The organism is Shimia sp. R9_3 (assembly GCF_017743755.1).
Taxonomy (GTDB): domain Bacteria; phylum Pseudomonadota; class Alphaproteobacteria; order Rhodobacterales; family Rhodobacteraceae; genus Shimia.
This window is the reverse complement of the sequence record NZ_JAGHRP010000002.1, coordinates 567,082-583,682: the sequence shown is the minus strand read 5'-3', so window position 1 is coordinate 583,682 and position 16,601 is coordinate 567,082. Positions and strand designations below refer to the sequence as shown.

14 protein-coding genes are annotated in these 16,601 nt (G+C 60.6%); 4 read left to right on the top strand and 10 right to left on the bottom strand.

Annotated elements, in window-relative coordinates; translation table 11 throughout:
- Positions 1 to 8 precede the first annotated feature (8 nt).
- Together J7412_RS07285 and J7412_RS07280 are read left to right on the top strand one after the other, a co-directional pair.
- The gene (locus tag J7412_RS07285; protein WP_247743801.1) at positions 9 to 1,091 is read left to right on the top strand and encodes an alcohol dehydrogenase family protein; all 1,083 of its coding nucleotides are present in this window, start codon (positions 9 to 11) and stop codon (positions 1,089 to 1,091) included.
- Between the two features lie 2 nt (positions 1,092 to 1,093).
- A complete protein-coding gene (locus J7412_RS07280) occupies positions 1,094 to 1,477 on the top strand; it encodes a DUF1801 domain-containing protein (RefSeq protein ID WP_209078052.1) in 384 nt (127 codons plus the stop codon).
- Here J7412_RS07280 and guaD read toward each other — a convergent pair.
- The 4 genes from guaD to xdhA are packed head-to-tail and all read right to left on the bottom strand — an operon-like array spanning position 1,456 to position 7,415.
- Positions 1,456 to 2,766, bottom strand: coding sequence for a guanine deaminase (guaD, locus tag J7412_RS07275; protein ID WP_209078051.1), 1,311 nt, complete (start codon positions 2,764 to 2,766; stop codon positions 1,456 to 1,458). The genes J7412_RS07280 and guaD overlap by 22 nt on opposite strands.
- A gap of 23 nt (positions 2,767 to 2,789) precedes the next feature.
- Positions 2,790 to 3,632, bottom strand: coding sequence for a xanthine dehydrogenase accessory protein XdhC (gene xdhC / locus J7412_RS07270; RefSeq protein ID WP_209078050.1), 843 nt, complete (start codon positions 3,630 to 3,632; stop codon positions 2,790 to 2,792).
- Complete coding sequence (xdhB, locus tag J7412_RS07265; protein WP_209078049.1) at positions 3,629 to 5,941, bottom strand: xanthine dehydrogenase molybdopterin binding subunit; 2,313 nt, start codon at positions 5,939 to 5,941, stop codon at positions 3,629 to 3,631. The genes xdhC and xdhB overlap by 4 nt, the downstream gene beginning before the upstream one ends.
- Before the next feature lie 10 nt (positions 5,942 to 5,951).
- Entirely contained in the window at positions 5,952 to 7,415 is a 1,464-nt protein-coding gene (gene xdhA, locus J7412_RS07260) for a xanthine dehydrogenase small subunit (RefSeq protein ID WP_209078048.1), read from the bottom strand.
- Between the two features lie 165 nt (positions 7,416 to 7,580).
- On the opposite strand from xdhA, the gene J7412_RS07255 reads away from it, so the two are divergent.
- A complete protein-coding gene (locus J7412_RS07255; RefSeq protein WP_209078047.1) occupies positions 7,581 to 8,486 on the top strand; it encodes a LysR family transcriptional regulator in 906 nt (301 codons plus the stop codon).
- Between the two features lie 154 nt (positions 8,487 to 8,640).
- Here the strand turns inward: J7412_RS07255 and J7412_RS07250 are convergent, their stop codons facing one another.
- The 6 genes from J7412_RS07250 to J7412_RS07225 form a co-directional block, all read right to left on the bottom strand.
- On the bottom strand, positions 8,641 to 9,657 hold the full coding sequence (locus tag J7412_RS07250; RefSeq protein ID WP_348540476.1) for a diguanylate cyclase: 1,017 nt from the start codon (positions 9,655 to 9,657) through the stop codon (positions 8,641 to 8,643).
- Positions 9,654 to 10,241: a heme NO-binding domain-containing protein gene (locus J7412_RS07245; protein WP_209078046.1), complete on the bottom strand. Its 588-nt coding sequence runs from the start codon at positions 10,239 to 10,241 to the stop codon at positions 9,654 to 9,656. The genes J7412_RS07250 and J7412_RS07245 overlap by 4 nt, the downstream gene beginning before the upstream one ends.
- Before the next feature lie 68 nt (positions 10,242 to 10,309).
- Positions 10,310 to 12,061, bottom strand: a complete 1,752-nt coding sequence (locus J7412_RS07240; RefSeq protein WP_209078045.1) for a DUF4153 domain-containing protein — start codon at positions 12,059 to 12,061, stop codon at positions 10,310 to 10,312.
- A gap of 129 nt (positions 12,062 to 12,190) precedes the next feature.
- On the bottom strand, positions 12,191 to 13,753 hold the full coding sequence (locus J7412_RS07235; RefSeq protein ID WP_209078044.1) for a trimethylamine methyltransferase family protein: 1,563 nt from the start codon (positions 13,751 to 13,753) through the stop codon (positions 12,191 to 12,193).
- Positions 13,754 to 13,944: 191 nt separating this feature from the next.
- A complete protein-coding gene (locus J7412_RS07230; protein ID WP_209078043.1) occupies positions 13,945 to 14,634 on the bottom strand; it encodes an HAD family hydrolase in 690 nt (229 codons plus the stop codon).
- 91 nt (positions 14,635 to 14,725) lie between these two features.
- Entirely contained in the window at positions 14,726 to 15,010 is a 285-nt protein-coding gene (locus J7412_RS07225; RefSeq protein ID WP_209078042.1) for a DUF3572 domain-containing protein, read from the bottom strand.
- A gap of 84 nt (positions 15,011 to 15,094) precedes the next feature.
- On the opposite strand from J7412_RS07225, the gene J7412_RS07220 reads away from it, so the two are divergent.
- Positions 15,095 to 16,528: a diguanylate cyclase gene (locus tag J7412_RS07220; protein WP_209078041.1), complete on the top strand. Its 1,434-nt coding sequence runs from the start codon at positions 15,095 to 15,097 to the stop codon at positions 16,526 to 16,528.
- The last annotated feature ends 73 nt before the right edge of the window (positions 16,529 to 16,601 follow it).

Genomic DNA, 16,601 nt, shown 5'->3' with positions numbered 1-16,601 from the left:
GACACGCCATGACCCTGCCCACCACAATGTCCGCCATGATCCTCACCGGCCACGGAGATATGGACAAATATGAATGGCGCACCGACTGGCCCGTGCCAAAGCCGGACGCTGGCGAAGTGCTTGTGCGGGTGCGGGCCTGCGGCATGAACAACACCGATGTGAACACCCGCGCGGGTTGGTATTCCAAGGCGGTCACCGGCGCGACGTCAGGTGCCACCGAGGAAACACCTGACGGCGAAGACCCCAGCTGGGGTGGCAAACCGCTCGCCTTCCCCCGCATCCAAGGCGCAGACATCTGCGGCGAAGTGGTGGCGGTGGGCGATGGCGTTGCCGCCGAGCGCATTGGTGAGCGCATCATCACCGATTGCTGGGTGCGCGACCCGGAGGATCTCACCGACAAAACCAAAACCGGCTATGTGGGATCCGAGATTGATGGCGGCTTTGCAGAATACTGCGTCCTGCCCGCGCGCAATGCGCTCAAAGTGGTCTCGGACCTCTTAGATGCCGAGCTTGCCACTTTCTCCTGCTCCTACTCCACCGCCGAAGGCATGTTGACCCGCGCGGAGGTCACAGCCGCTGACACGGTGCTCGTGCCCGGTGCATCCGGCGGCGTCGGCGGCGCGTTGATCCAACTCGCCAAACGGCGCGGCGCGCGGGTGATCGCCATGGCCAGCGAAGCCAAACACGCCGCTGTTGCCGAACTTGGACCCGACCGCATCCTGCCCCGCGCATCAGACAACCTGCGCGCCGCTTTGGGGGCTGAGAAAATCACCGTGGTCGCGGATGTTGTGGGCGGCCCCTACTGGCCCAAGCTCATCGACATTCTGGATCGCGGCGGGCGCTACACCTGCTCTGGCGCCATTGCCGGGCCGATGGTGGATCTGGACCTGCGCACTATGTATTTGCGCGACCTCACGTTCACCGGCTCCACCGTGATCGATCTGGAGGTCATGCCCAACTTGATCCGCTACATCGAGGCCGGTGAAATCAAGCCCGCGCTTGCCGCCGCCTACCCGCTGTCAGAACTCAAGGCGGCGCAATCCGCCTTCATCGCCAAAGAGCACACCGGCAATATCGTGGTCACGCCCTGAGCATGTCTGTTGACGCCTATTTCGCCGCGCTCCCCGAAGTCCCACGCGCCCAGCTCACTGCGGTGCGTGCGGTGCTGCAGGACGCGGCAAAGGCGGCAAACATCCCGCTCAGCGAAAGCCTCAAATGGGGGCAGCCCAGCTTTGCCCCGCCCCGCAAACTGGGCACCCCCGTGCGCCTATCATGGTCCGAGAAATCCCCGGACTATTGCGCTTTTCTTGTGCATTGTCAGACCACTCTGGTGGAAAGCTGGCGTCACATGTATGGCGCGCGCTTCACCTATGACGGCACCCGCGCCGTGCATCTCCCGCTCGCGTCAAGCTTGCCTGAAGATGCCCTGCACCAGATGGCCGTCATGGCCTTCAACTATCGCGCAGCCAAAACCTGAGCCTTCTGCGCCGCCCCCGCCACATAGGTCTGGGCCACCGCGCGGTCATCGCCCATCATCATCAGGATAAACAGCTCCTCCGCCAGCGTTTCAGCGACCTCCATCCGCAGCGCCATGGCAGAGGTCGCGCGCGCATCAAGCACCACAACATCCGCCGCGCTGCCCACATCCAGCGTGCCAATCTCATCCGCCATGCCAAGCGTCTGCGCATTGCCGCGCGTGATCCAATGAAACGCCTGATAGGGATGCAGCGCCTGCCCCTGAAGTTGTAACACCTTGTAGCCTTCATTCAGCGTCTGCAGCATCGAATAGCTTGTACCCGCGCCAATATCGGTGGCGATCCCGCTCTGAATGCCCCGCGCCTTCAGCCCACCCTGATCAAACAGGCCGGAGCCAAGAAACAGGTTGGAGGTCGGGCAAAACACCGGATGCGCCCCGGTTTCTGCCAGCGCGTCGATCTCGCGCGGCTCCAGATGGATCGCATGGCCCAGAAACAGCTTATCGGTCACCAAACCGGCCCGCTGATAGACATCCAGATAGTCCCGCGCCTCCGGATAGAGCTCCTTGGTGAAGGCGATCTCAGCTTTGTTTTCGCTCAGATGCGTCTGCACAAAACAGTCCGGATGCTCCGCCACCAGCGCGCCAGACATCTCCAGCTGTTCAGGGGTTGAGGTGATCGCAAAACGCGGGGTGATGGCATAGCGCGCACGGCCCTGACCATGCCATTTGGCGATCAGCCGCTTGGTCGCGTCATAGCCCTCCTGCGCACTGTCCATCAGCCCGTCAGGCGCATTGCGGTCCATCATGGTTTTGCCGCCGATCATGCACATGTCGCGCCGCGCGGCCTCGCCAAAGAAAGCCTCAGCAGAGGTTTCATGCACGGAACAAAATGCCATCGCGGTTGTGGTGCCATGACCGGTCAGCTGGTCATAAAACGCCGCCGCCATACGCGTGGCATGGTTGGCATCCGAAAAGCCCAACTCGGCGGGGAATGTGTAGTTGTTCAGCCAATCCAGCAGCTGTGAGCCCCAGCTGGCAATCACCTGCACCTGCGGGAAATGCAGATGCATATCAATGAACCCCGGCATCAGCAGATGCGGACGGTGATCCACCACCTCTGCATCCTGCGCCTTGGCCACCACATCGGCGTGCTCCCCCATGGCGATGATCCGGCCATCCGCAATCAGGATCGCACCATCCTCAAGATATTGAAAGCTCGTCACATCTTCGGGTCCCTGCGGCTCCGCCACAAAGTTCAATACGCGTCCGCGCAACAGTTTTTGCACCATTCTTTGACCTCTCTAAGGCCGCCTCACATGGTGGGTGAAGCAACCGGTTCTGCGGCAGGTTCAGAGGTCAATGCCGCGATCACATCTGCCACAACGAGGGCTGCAATCACGGACGGCCGCTTGTCGCGGCTACCGCGCACCCCCGGGACCATCCCGATGGGGCAATTCAGTGTTTCCGTGCTTTGCCCCTCACAATGCGTGCGGGCAAAACTCTCAAATTTCGCACGTTTGGTGGCGGATCCGATCATCCCCACCCAACATGCATTTCCTTTTGCAAGCGCTTCAGATGTCAGCAGAAAATCCAAAGCGTGATCATGCGTCAGAACAATGAACGCACTACCTTGAGGCGCGCTGCGCACCTCGGCTTCCGGCAATGCGGTCAGGCGCTTTTCAACAGAAGCGCCTGCCATGTCAAGCTCCTCTGCGCGGCTGTCCACCAGCACGCAGCGCACGGGCAAATGCTGAAACTGATCTGCCAAGGCACGCCCCACGTGGCCCGCGCCAAAGACATAGACATGGGGCAGCGCCGCCTCAGAGCGCGTGACGTCTGCCACCGCCTCTGCGCGCGCAGCCGCATCCTTCTTGGTCAGTTTCAGCTCCACACGCCCGCCGCAGCACTGGCCGATCTCCGGCCCCAGCGGCACATCCATGTGACCGGCCTCCGCGCCAAGACGCAGCAGTTTGCGCGCCTCATCCAGCGCCATATACTCAAGCTGCCCGCCCCCAATGGTGCCGGTCATGGCTTGGGGCGCGACAAACATCACAGCGCCTTCTTCGCGGGGCGAGCTGCCCCGCACGCGGGTGATCTCCACCCGCATCACCGCGGGTTCGCGGTCCAGAAACGCTATGAGGTCGCCCGCTTTCATCCGCGCATCCGCTCCACCGCCATCAGCACACGCTCCGGCGTTGCCGGCGCATCCAGACGCGGGCATTCGGCGTAATCTGCGACCGAGGCCACCGCCATGCCCAGCGCTTCAAACACACAGATCGGCAGCATAAACGGCGGCTCACCCACCGCTTTGGAGCGTTTGATGGTCAGCTCCCGGTTTTCCGACCAATCCGCCAGATTGACGTTGAATTCGCGTGGAATGTCCCCGGCCAGCGGGATCTTATAGGTGCTTGGCGCATGGGTCTTCAGCTGGCCCTTCTGGTCCCACCAAAGCTCCTCGGTGGTGAGCCAGCCCATGCCCTGCACAAAGGCGCCCTCAACCTGTCCCTTGTCCAGAACAGGGTTCAGCGACTTGCCCACATCATGCAGCACATCGGCACGATCCACCGTATACTCGCCGGTCAACGTATCCACCGAAACCTCGGCCACTGCCGCACCGTATGCATAATAATAGAACGGACGCCCCTGCCCCTTTTCGCGGTCCCAATGGATCTTCGGCGTTTTGTAAAACCCCGCCGCCCAAAGCTGCACCCGCGCCATATAGGCCTGTTTGATGAACTCCCCAAAGGTGAACACCTGATCGCCCACATGCACCTCATTGGGCGCAAACTTCACGAGCAGTGCATCCACACCAAAGTGATCACAGGCCCAGCGGATCAGCCGGTCCTTGATCTGATCACAAGCGTTCAGCGCCGCCATACCGTTCAGATCGGTGCCGGAGCTCGCCGCCGTGGCGGAGGTATTGGGCACTTTCTCCGTGGTGGTTTTGGTGATCTTGATGTGATCAATATCCACCTGAAACGCCTCGGCCACCACCTGCGCAATCTTGGTGTTGAGCCCCTGCCCCATCTCTGTGCCACCATGGTTCAGCATGATGGAGCCATCATTGTAGATATGCACCAGCGCCCCGGCCTGATTGTACCAGGTGGCGGTAAAGCTGATCCCGAATTTCACCGGCGTCAGCGAGATGCCTTTGCGGATAATCCCACCTTTGGCGTTATGCGCGAGCACCGCTGCGCGACGCGCCTGATAATCCGAACTCTGCTCCAGTTCCTCCACCAGCCGCGGCATGACATTGTCTTCAACCGTCTGGTGATAAGGCGTCACATTGCGATCCGTGGTGCCGTAGAAATTCGCCTTGCGCACCTCTAGCGGGTCTTTGCCAAGCTTATAAGCAATCTCTTCGATCATCCGCTCCGCCGCGACAACACCCTGCGGCCCTCCAAAGCCGCGAAACGCGGTGTTGGAGACCGTGTTGGTCTTCATCGGGCGGCTTTGCAGTTTCACATGCGGATAGAAATAGGCGTTATCCGCGTGAAACAGCGCACGATCGGTCACCGGACCGGATAGATCAGAGGTCCAACCACAGCGCGCGGCAAAGACATTGTCTACCGCCTCGATCCGGCCTTCCCCATCAAAGGCCACATCATAGTCGACGACAAAATCATGGCGCTTGCCGGTGCTCTCCATATCCTGATCGCGGTCAGGGCGGATTTTCACCGCGCGGTTCCACTTCTTTGCGGCCAGCGCGGCGACGGCGGCAAACTGGTTCATCTGGCTTTCCTTGCCGCCAAACCCGCCGCCCATGCGCCGCACATTCACCACCACCGCATTGTTGGGCACGCCCAGAACATGGGCCACCATATGCTGCGCCTCACTCGGGTGCTGGGTGGAGGAATGCACAATCACATCGTCATCTTCACCCGGCATGGCAAAGGCAATATGGCCTTCCAGATACATGTGATCCTGCCCGCCAATGCGCATCTGCCCGGCGATGCGGTGGGCCGCATTGGCCTGCCCCTCAGCCACATCGCCGCGCTGCAGGGTCATCGGATCGGTCACATGCGGATAGCCTTTGGCCACAGCCTCATCCGCTTCAATCACGTGATCCAGCGGCGCGTACTCGATCTGCGCCAGCTCCACTGCGCGGCGGGCAATGTCGCGGCTTTCGGCCACCACGGCAAAGAGCACCTGCCCCCAGAATTCCACCGTCTCGGTGGCAAAGAGCGGCTCATCATGCCGCCCCGTCGGGCTCACATCATTCACGCCCGGCACATCCTCAGCGGTCAGCACATCCACCACACCGGGGGCCGCGCGCACCGCGCTCAGATCCATAGACACGATCTTTGCATGGGCCACTTTTGCCGTGCCAAAATAAGCGTGCAACGTGCCCACCGGCTCTGCGATGTCGTCGCAGTAGTCCGCACCGCCAGAGACATGCTTGATCGCACTGTCATGAATAAGGTCGGTGTGCGCCGAACCACGGATAGAGACATTCTGTTTCATCATTCTCTCCTCACGCGCTCGCCAGACGGGCATCTTCGCCCTGCTGTTCCAGCCAGAACCGGCGGAACAGGTTCTGGGCCACTTTCATCCGGTAATCCGCCGTTGCGCGCATATCGCTGAGCGGTTGGAAATCCTCAGGCAGTTTCGCTGCCGCCGCCAAAAGGCTGGCCTCGCTCCAGGGCTGGCCAACCAAAGCCGCCTCTGCCGCCGCTGCCCGTTTGGGCGTGGCCGCCATGCCGCCAAAGGCCAGCACCGCTTGGGTGATGATACCATTTTCAACGGCAACATTCATCCCGACCGCCACAGAGGAGATGTCCTCCTCCCGTCGCTTGGAAATCTTATAGGCCGCATGATGCGCCCCAGCACTCTCTGCTGGTAGGCGCGGAATGGTGATGCTCTCCACAAACTCACCAGTGGCGCGGTCCTGTTTGCCATAGGCAATGAAGAACTCTTCCAATGGCAGCACCCGCCGTGCATCGCCCTTGCGCAGGGTGATGGACGCGCCAAGCGCAATCAGCACCGGCGGCGTGTCGCCAATCGGGCTGCCATTGGCGATATTGCCGCCAATCGTGCCCATATTGCGCACCTGCCAGCCGGCAATGCGATCCCAGTAATCCACCAGATGCGGATAATGCTGCGCAATCACATCCTGCGCCTCGGTGTAGGTCACCCCGGCGCCAAATGTCACCGCATCCTCCGTCACCGCAATTTCTTTCAACCCGTCAAGCTGACCGATGAAAACCGCAGGCGAAATGCGTTTCAGAAACTTGGTCACCCAAAGCCCCACATCGGTGGAGCCTGCCACAATGGTCGCCTCCGGCTCGGCCTCAAGAACCGCGGCCAGATCATCCACATCCGCAGGCAGGATGGCGCGACTCTCGCCTTTGGCCACGTCCACCCGCGCGCCGTCTTTCAGCGCACTCAGTTTTGCGGCCACCGCCTCGCGCTCGGTTGCCAGATGTTCGGCAGAGGCCGTGCCATATTCCGTCACCGCCTGCGCAGCGCGGATGATCGGCGCATAGCCGGTGCAGCGGCACAGGTTGCCCTGCAGTGCGGTTTCCACCTGTTTCACCGTTGGGTGCTCATGGGCCATCCACAGCGCGTAAAGCGACATCACAATCCCCGGTGTGCAGAAGCCACACTGGCTGCCATGGTGCTCCACCATGGCCTGCTGAACCGGCGACAAACGTCCATTAGGACCGCCGAGATATTCGATTGTCACCACATGACAGCCATCCAGTGTCGCCAGAAAGCGAATGCAGGCATTCACTGTCTCATAATGCACCCCCTGCGGTGTCAACCGCCCGACCATCACGGTGCAGGCGCCACAATCGCCCTCCGCACAGCCTTCTTTGCTGCCCGTAAGGCGTTGATCAATCCGCAAAAAATCCAGAAGCGTGTCGTCCGCTCCCACATCGGAAAGAGAGACCTCACGGCCGTTGAGTAAAAAGCGTATTTCGCTGCGGTGCTGCATCCTGACCTCTTGCTGGGAGTCGGCACTTAGGTGGCCACAAGCTACTCTATCTGCTCTTTCGTCTTCAATGAAACGAGGGTTTTGGAAAATCTATTTCAATGATTTGTTGAAAATCGCCCGCCATTCCGGCAGTAAACTGTCCCTCAGCCACATATGGAGCGAGAAATGCCGTATCTTGAAAGCCTGAGGGTCTTTGTGCGTGTTGTGGAGCTTGGCTCGATCACCTCTGGTGGGCGGGATCTGCGGCTGACCCCGGCCGTGGCCTCAAACCGGGTGAAGGAGCTGGAGACCCGTTTGGGCGTGCGTTTGTTCAACCGCACCACCCGAAACCTCTCGCCCACCGAGGTCGGCAAGGTGTTTTATGAACACGCCCGCAAAGTGATCACCACATTGGAGGAAGCCGAAGCGGTGGTGGCCGGGTTCTCCGACAATCCGCGTGGCACCATCCGGGTCACCGCGCCCTTGGGCGTGGGTCGCCGCATCATTGCGCCGCTCATCCCCGCCTTCACCGAACAACACCCGCATGTGGACGTGCGCCTGCGCCTGTCCGATCGCACGGTGGACATGTTTGAGGACGGTCTGGATGTGGCCTTTGTCTTGGGCGAGCTGAAAGACAGCAATCTTAAGCTGCGCAAAATCGCCGATTGTGAGCGCGTGCTTGTGGCCTCTCCGGACTATCTCGCCCGCGCTGGCACGCCGCAAATCCCCGAAGATCTTCTCGCCAATCACAACTGCCTCTTGCTGCGCTTCCCGCGGTCGCCGGAATATTTCTGGACCCTGCAAACCGAGGCAGGCCCGCAGAAAATAGAGGCCAAAGGTCGGTTTGACGCGGATGACGGGGATGTGCTCACCCAATGGGCGCTTGAAGGGGCCGGGATTGCCAACAAACCACGCTTTGACGTCTCCGCCGATCTGGCCAGCGGCGCGCTGGTTGAGGTGTTGCCTGACACCCCGCCACTGCCTGCATCTTTTGGCTGCCTCTATCCGCACCGCAAGCTGCAAGACCCGAAAGTGCGGCTGTTTGTCGATTACATCGCCACCGAAAGCCGCAACCGCATCGCCCAGCTCTAGAACCTCAGCCAGCGCGGAAATGAAATTGAACTCTTTCGCTTAAGGCTTTGGCAACCTTATCTTTACGCGCCCTCATGCTGCCCACCAAAAAGAAAAAGCCCCGCAACTCGCGGGGCCATCCTCTCGACATATCGGCGCTGCTCAGGCGCGCAGATCAGGATCCCACTGCCAGCGGGCCGTTTTCACGAAGCTCAGGCCTATAAAGCGTGAAAGTCGCGCGCCCATCGTGCTTGGAGGCATAAAGCGCCGTATCCGCATCATCCATCAGCTCTTCAACGCTGGTGTCTGCCGTGCCGGTGTAGATCGAAATCCCCACGCTCGCAGAGACCTCGCACACCGCGTCCTTATAAGGTACCGGTGCCTCCACCTCTTTGATGATCCGCTCAGAAATCCGGCCCAGCACCTCCTCATCGGTGTTGCCCTTGATCACCAGCACAAATTCATCGCCGCCCACACGGGCAACCACATCCGCATCCCGGCTGCTTTCCACAAGCACCCGCGCCACATGCTGCAGCACCACATCGCCCGCCGCGTGGCCCTTGGTGTCATTGACCTCTTTGAAGAAGTCCAGATCCACATGCAGCAGGCCAAAGGGCTTACGCTCTTCCACCAGACGCGGCAGGATCAGATCCAGCGCACGGCGGTTTTTCAGCCCCGTCAGTGTATCGGTGTAGGCCTGTTCTTCCGCGGCAACCTTGGCGCCCTGCAGGCGCTGGTTGAGCTTGCGGCTGGCTTCCATAGCGGCCGATTTGGCCTCCACCAGATAGAGCATCTCGATGGTCAAATCCGTGGCCGCAAAATCCGCCGCATTCAGATCATAGTCGCGCACCGCATCCAGGATCGAAATCCCGAAACTCAGGTTCACAACCGCACCACCTTTGCCGTCGTGCATCAGCACGCCTTTCAATCCGGTGGGCGGATCAGAGCGTTTCTTGAGGTGCAGTTTCTTGCCCGCCGAGGCCATCAGGCGCGACATGGAGGTGATGGCATGTGGGCGGTTCAGTTCAAAAACGTCAAAGAAGCCCGCGCCGATCAGCGCCTGATCGGGGAAAATCTTGGTCAGCGTGGGGCCCGCATGGGTGATGCGCCCCTCTTTGTCGAGCTGCACATGCATCGGACACATCACGTCCAGCATTTGCGTCATCTCACAGATCTGGTCCAATTCGCTCACTGGGCACGCGCCCCCAACTCAAACTCACGCCCACTGGCAAAGGCATTCACAACCAGTGTGATATCGACCACCTCGGCATCCTGCTCAGCGCCCTTGTGCTCCAGAAACACCAACGCGCCATAGTCATCCGCCATGGTGCGCAAAATGCCAATCATCACATGGCCAAACCCCAGCTGAGGGTGTCGACAGGTCAGGCTATAGCATTCCGATGAATGCTCACGAAGTTCCATACTCGGCAGAATAAGGTCATCCACCGCCAATCTCGCGCGTTCCGGCAAATCATCCAGCGAATGCAGAAAATCCACAAAATCCACGCCGCCAAAGCGTAACAATCGCCTGAGCGCTTCGACATTTGGGTGGGTCACAAGATAGGTGCCAATGTCCTCAAGCACCGTTTCAAGCGGCGCGCCAATAACCTCAGACGCGGCTTTGATCAGGTCTTCGGTCACGCTGTCTTCGTAGTGCAGCATGGCTTCAAAATCGGTGGTCTCCACATCGGCAAGCCGGCACACCTCAACCCACCGCGGCTGACCATAGCTGTCGCGGACAAAGCACTGAATCGCTCTGTTGATCAAGCCGTGCATGCATTCACCTTTCTTACCAAGACCCATAAGATCAGAGCGGTGTTAAGATTTCCCCAACGCGCCCAAAACTAAAACTCTGGTGTAAGCTCCATATCACCGATCCACAGCGATTGACGACTGCTCGGAGCCACCTCAAACTTTCCGTCCAGTATATCCCTCAGTTGTCTGAGGGTCACCCGATCACCTTCTGATCTGGCGATTTTTTCTCCCACAGCGAGCGACCTGCCGACCTCATACACGCTAAATACGTCAACTTTGCGTGCCGCCACTGGCAAAAACAGGATCCCCACACGCCCAGCGCGTGTAGGATGGAAATCACCAAACAGCAAAACGCATCCGGGATCCGGCGCGCTTTCGCAAATATCCGCCCAATCTTCCAAACGATAGAGCGCAATATCGCTCATATCACGGGCGTCCACCACCGCTTCCGGCGGCAGCACCGTCAGATTGGCGGCAAATCTTTCTGCAGGTGCAACTCGCGCATTGCCATGAAAGCCCTGCGCATATTCCCAAGGGCTCTCCGCCGACTGTGCCGCCTCAACGGCGGCCTGCCACTCGGGTTTTCCGGCGGCAAAATCGGCGCTCAAAGCGGCCAATCCGGCCTGCCCTGCATGGCCCCATTCCGCCTGCATCTCCCAAAGCGCCGCATCCTGCGGCGTCACTTTCTCTGCAACGATACGCGCCACCTGTGATTGGGTCGAAATGCGTTCCACATTCAGCACCGGCGTCTGCCAGAGCGCCAGCAGCAAAAGCATACCCACCGCGATGGTGATATTGGCCTGACGGATCCGCGCCATCCACGCGCCGCGCAGCACCACGGCCACCGCATAGCTGACCGCATGCAGCCCCACCACCAGCACCGTACAGGCCGCCACCAGCCGCGCCGGGGTCCAGCCGTATTGCGCCACGCGCAGCCACAGCGCATAGCCCGCCAATCCGGTCAAAACAGGCAACAACAATGCCAAGGCCGAGGTCGCCGCCCGCATCAGAGGGGTTTGCACCGCATCCACATCGCTGCGGTCCAGCGCCACGCTGATCAGCGTGATCATGGCCAGCGCCACCGCAAGCAAAGTCGTCGCGCGGCTCAAATTGCCAAACAGAGCGCCCGGCGCCTGCATCAAGGCCGCGCCCACAAACACCAGCACCACCACCAGAACCACCGGCACCAGAAGGCGCAGCAGACGCATCACCAGAAACGGCGAAATAAAGTCGCGCAGCTCATGCACCACGGAAAGGCCAACGCCCAGCGCCGCGCCGGAGATCACAAAGGCCGCGCCCTCAATGTCCAAGAGATCCTCAATGATGGTGAGACCCACAATCTCCAACAGCGCATTGCTGAGGAAGATCACCGCCCAGATCAGCGCTACAAACAGCCAGGCCGCAGAGTAGCGCACAAGGATGCCCCAGCTCACATCAAACAGATGGCCATAATCCCGCAGGCTGTGACGATCCCGCAGCGTCGCGGCGGCAAAGGGCGTGCCAATCAGCAGAAACAGCGCCCAGGCAATGATCGGATGCTGCGCTGCGCCAAAAGCGTCCAGCGTGTCAAAGCGCAGCCCAGACCATGTGAGTAAGGCCGCCGCCAGCGCAGAGAGACCAAGCGCTGGCAAAGCCGCACGGGCAATGCGATGCGGGCCGCTCAGCCCCATCAGAACAGCAAAAAAGCCGGAAACAAATCCCGTCAGGGTAAGATAAGCCAGTGGATGGCTGACGATTTCATGCGCTTTTTCAATCAGCGCCCAGATGGCCAATCCAGCCAAACCGCCCACACCAGCCATTTCCGCACGCCCTGCGGCCGCGTAGCCTTCCCGCTTGTGCATGGCCTACCTCCAACCAAACTTGCGGACTCTCTATATCGGGTTGGCGATAAAAAACAACGTCTTGATAAGCCTACCTTGAAGTGAGGCGGCCTGCCGCCGCCCCGCCGCCACTCCACTATGTACCGCGTTTCAGAAATCTGTGGGCGCACCGCCTTCTGCTGTGCGTCGCGCAACAAATTCGGCCAATTCCTCGCGGATCGCCGCGTCCATGGGCGGTTCTTCATATTGGCTCAGCACATCCTTGAAGATGTGATGCGCGCGCTCCGCGGTCCATGTGCCACCCGCCGCCTGAAAGGCTTCAAAGTTGCGCCAATCCGAGGCAAAGGGCTGATAAAACGCGGTGGTGTAGCGCTCCTGCGTGTGATCGATCCCGAAGAAATGCCCGTCAGAGCCGACCTCGCGGATCGCCTCCAGCGCAACCTCCGCCTCTCCCGTGGCCCAGATGTCCGGCTCCAGATAGCGCTGGATCATCTGCACCACTTCGCAATCCATGATGAACTTCTCAGGGCTGGCGATCAGCCCGCCCTCCAGCCATCCGGCGGCGTGATACACCATATTGGTGCCCGACTGCACAGCACTCCACAGGCTGTTGGAGGTCTCCCACATGGCCTGTCCATCCGGCACATTGGCCGCGCAGACCCCGCTGGCGCGCATCGGCAAGCCGTAAAACCGCGCCATCTGACCGGTCATCTGGGTGGCACGCATATATTCCGGCGTGCCAAAGGCGGGCGCTCCGGATTTCATGTCCACATTTGAGGTAAAGGTGCCAATCGCGCAGGCCACACCGGGGCGGATATACTGCGCCAGCGCAACAGCGCTCAACGCCTCCGCCAGCGATTGCGCCACCGCGCCCGCCATGGTGACCGGCGCCATCGCCCCCGCCAGCGTGAAAGGCGTGACCACCAGCGCCTGATTGCGCCGCGCCAGCCGCATCCAGCCATCAATCATCGGCTCATCATGTTTCAGCGGCGAGGTGGAATTGATGTTGGTGAAGATATGCGGCCGCGCTTCAAAGGCCTCATGGCTCAATCCGGCAGCAATCCGCACCATCTCCATGGCATCTTCCACCCGCTCCGCCCCCAGCGAATAGGTGTGCACCGCCTTGTCGGTCAGGGTCAGCGTGTCAAACAGCACGTCCAGATGGCGCACGGAAGCATGGACGTCCTGCGGCTCCACGGGATAGCCGCCCGAAAAATGGATACAGTTGAAAAACTGCGTCAGCCGCAGCAGGTCCGCACATTGCGCCCGCGTGCCCGGCACTTTCCGGCCCAATTCCAGATCCCAGTAGTTTGGCGGGCTCGACACATTGCCAAAAAGAATGTGCCCTTCCCCCATCACCAATTGCCGATCCGGGTTGCGTGGGGTCAGAGTCCAGCTGCGCGGCGCCTTGGCCACCATCTCCATGACAAAGCTGCGGTCCATAAACACGCGGTCTTCCACCACGCGACAGCCTGCCTCTTTCAAAATCTGGAGCGCTTCGCCGTTGAAGAACTGAATGCCGATTTCCTCAAGGATACGCATCGCTCCGTCATGAAGGCGCGCCACCCCGTCCTCTGACAAAGGCTCCGTCGGCCGATCTGTGTTGACCGGCAAGCGCCATGGCATCTGTTCCAGACCAACCGAACGCCCGCGCCGTGCGGCCCGTCCGCCGCTGCGCTTCCCCCTGCGGGATGTCTCTTCTGCTTCAGACATGGCGCTCTCCTTCTCCGCGTCCTTTTCAGGAAACGCTGACGCGCCCGAGATTCCTGCGCTTTTTCGACAAAACCTGTCGCTTTTGAACTCCGCCTGCGCCTTGGGGACCGAGCACAGCGCAAAAGAAAACCCCGCCACCTCTTGGTGCGGGGTCTTTTTAAGTTCTCACATGGGGCTATCTGCCGGTCAGATCAGGCGCTCAGCCACTCCGGCAAATGGCCAATGTTGGGCAGCACCACATCCGCCAGCGGAGCGAGCTCGGCCTCTTCTGCCACGCCGGTCAGCACGGCCACGGTCTGCATGCCTGCCCGCCGGCCGGCCAAAAGATCATGGCTGCTGTCGCCAACCATCGCCACCCGCGCCGGATCAAGCGCCACATGCCGGGCAAAGGCCAGCAGCGGGTCCGGATCAGGTTTCGCCCCAAAGCCGCTGTCAAACCCGGCGATGAAGTTGAAACGATCCACAACCCCGGCCTCCTGCAGATGCGCCCGCGCGCCAAACTCCGTGTCATTGGTCATCACGCCAAGCTTGAGACCCTGCGCGATAAACCCGTCCATCAACGGCCCAAGCGGCACCGCCGGTGCAAGCGAAGCCTCTGCCGCTTCAAGCATCAACGTGTGCTCAATCGCGTCCACATCGCCGCCCGGCACCACGCTGGCCACAGCTTCAGCCGCCTCGCGGTTGGTGCCCGCAATCACAAAGCTCTCCGGCAGAAAGGCCTCCGCGCTCAGGTCAAACTGCAACGCACCCGCAATCTGCGTCGCCAGCGCCGCGTCCCCATCGGCAAAGCGCGTGATCATCCGCGCTGCCCATCCGTTCCACGTCGCCCCAAAATCAAACAGCGTGCCGTCTTTATCAAACAGAAGCCCGTCTACCCGCATTCTTTCGCCTTTATTCCTTCGCCCCGCGCCAAGCGCCTCACCCGCGCACCCTGCACCGGTGCTGCCCCCGCGCGCAAGAGGCGTCATATATTCAGGTCCAATGGGCCCGCGACTCACCCAAAAGAAGATTCGCCGCCATCAGCGGCACGTCATAAGGGAGATCATTGGCATCGCAAAATGAGACCACCCAGGCATCGTCCATCGTTAAGAACTCCAGCACCGACCCCAGGAAATCAGAATCACCTGCCCGCTCGCGCAGGTCGTTAACCGAGGCACCAGTAGCCGCCATGAAGACTCCGACCACTTCATCTTGGGTCACCAACCAGCCTAAAGCCTTAATAGCAACGGTTTCCGCCACTTCTTGAGAAACGCTCATTTGCTCCCACTTTCGAAAGAGTTTGTTAACCAATGATAAGCCAAAATGAACAGGTCCCGTTTTTCACAGTTTTCAGGTTTTCTTATGGCAGCTCATGTCTTGATCGTCGACAGTATCTCGGCGAACCGCATCTTGTTAAAAGTCAAACTGACTGGTGTTTTTGCTCGCGTTGAGCAGGCCGCCAGCGCAGGGGAAGCTTTGGATCTGCTCCACGCAGAAACACCGGACCTGCTGGTTCTGGGCGGTGACCTTGTGGACATGAGCGCACTGAAACTTTGCAAACTCGTCAAAGAGAACCCGGCTTTTGCCCATCTGCCCGTGTTGATCGCCAACACCGAAGGCACCCGCATGGACCGGATCGACGCCCTGCGTGCCGGTGCCGACGACGCATTTGACATGTCCGTCAGCACCGATGCGCTTCTGGCGCGCATCCGCAGCATCATCCGCGCCCGCAGCTCCTATGAAGAGTTGCGCCTGCGCGAACAGGCTGGCCAGATCCCCGGCCTCGCGGAGCAGATGTCAGGCTTTGAAGGTCCGGCGCAGGTGCTGATCGCCTCCTGGAACGCCGCCGAAGGGCTGCTGTGGAACGCGCAACTGCAAGCCTGCGTGCCCTACGGTCTGCGCCAACAGCCGATCTCCCAGATCGCGCAGGACATGTCACAGTTTGCCGCGCCGGACGCCATTGTGATTTCCCTGCGCACCGCAACGCCTGATGAGTCCCTGCGCCTTCTGGCAGAGGTGCGCGCCCGCGCCACCACCCGTCAGGCCGCTGTGCTTGTGGTGCTGGATGCCGAGGACGACACCGCCCGCATCAACGCGCTTGATCTGGGCGCCAACGATGTGCTGATCGACGGTTTTGATGCCGAAGAGGCCGCCCTGCGGCTCGATGCGATGATTGCCCGCAAGCGCCTGACCGACCGGCTGCGCAAACGCGTTGAGGATGGCCTCACCGCTGCGGTCACTGATCCGCTCACCGGTCTGTTCAATCGCCGTTATGCGATGCCGCATCTCACCAAACTGGCGCAGCGCGCCCACAGCCAGCGCGGCGATTTTGCTGTGATGCTGGCCGATCTGGACCACTTCAAAGAAGTCAACGACCGCTATGGCCACGCCGCTGGCGACATCGTTCTGGCCGAGATCGCGCGCCGGATGCGCCGCTGCCTGTCTCAGGCAGATCTGATTGCCCGCATGGGGGGCGAAGAGTTCATGATTGTGGTGCCGGTTGAGGATGTGACCGCCGCCGAGCAGGTCGCCCAGCGTCTGTGTGATGTGGTGCGCAGCGAGCCTGTTTACCTGCGCGGCCGCGACATTCAGATACCCGTAACCGTCAGCATTGGCGTGGCTATGGGCAGTGACCTGATCAAGGCCAAGTCACCGGACTGCAGATCGACACAACACCTGCGCCTTGCCGCCCATGACGGCATTGCCTCTGCTCTGCTGGATCGCGCGGATCAGGCACTTTACGGCGCGAAAGCCGAAGGTCGGGACAAGGTCACCCTGTCCTGCTCCGCAGCCTGACCTCGCAGCTTGCCCAACAAAAAAGCGCTTCAAAAACAAAGCGCCTCTTTGCCCTCAGGCAACTTCTTTTCAG

Bases quoted from the DNA above. Each gene is read 5' to 3' on its own strand.
- J7412_RS07285 (WP_247743801.1), top strand. From the start codon at position 9: ATGACCCTGCCCACCACAATGTCCGCCATGATCCTCACCGGCCACGGA.
- J7412_RS07280 (WP_209078052.1), top strand. From the start codon at position 1,094: ATGTCTGTTGACGCCTATTTCGCCGCGCTCCCCGAAGTCCCACGCGCC.
- guaD (WP_209078051.1), bottom strand. From the start codon at position 2,766: ATGGTGCAAAAACTGTTGCGCGGACGCGTATTGAACTTTGTGGCGGAG.
- xdhC (WP_209078050.1), bottom strand. From the start codon at position 3,632: ATGAAAGCGGGCGACCTCATAGCGTTTCTGGACCGCGAACCCGCGGTG.
- xdhB (WP_209078049.1), bottom strand. From the start codon at position 5,941: ATGAAACAGAATGTCTCTATCCGTGGTTCGGCGCACACCGACCTTATT.
- xdhA (WP_209078048.1), bottom strand. From the start codon at position 7,415: ATGCAGCACCGCAGCGAAATACGCTTTTTACTCAACGGCCGTGAGGTC.
- J7412_RS07255 (WP_209078047.1), top strand. From the start codon at position 7,581: ATGCCGTATCTTGAAAGCCTGAGGGTCTTTGTGCGTGTTGTGGAGCTT.
- J7412_RS07245 (WP_209078046.1), bottom strand. From the start codon at position 10,241: ATGCACGGCTTGATCAACAGAGCGATTCAGTGCTTTGTCCGCGACAGC.
- J7412_RS07240 (WP_209078045.1), bottom strand. From the start codon at position 12,061: ATGCACAAGCGGGAAGGCTACGCGGCCGCAGGGCGTGCGGAAATGGCT.
- J7412_RS07235 (WP_209078044.1), bottom strand. From the start codon at position 13,753: ATGTCTGAAGCAGAAGAGACATCCCGCAGGGGGAAGCGCAGCGGCGGA.
- J7412_RS07230 (WP_209078043.1), bottom strand. From the start codon at position 14,634: ATGCGGGTAGACGGGCTTCTGTTTGATAAAGACGGCACGCTGTTTGAT.
- J7412_RS07225 (WP_209078042.1), bottom strand. From the start codon at position 15,010: ATGAGCGTTTCTCAAGAAGTGGCGGAAACCGTTGCTATTAAGGCTTTA.
- J7412_RS07220 (WP_209078041.1), top strand. From the start codon at position 15,095: ATGGCAGCTCATGTCTTGATCGTCGACAGTATCTCGGCGAACCGCATC.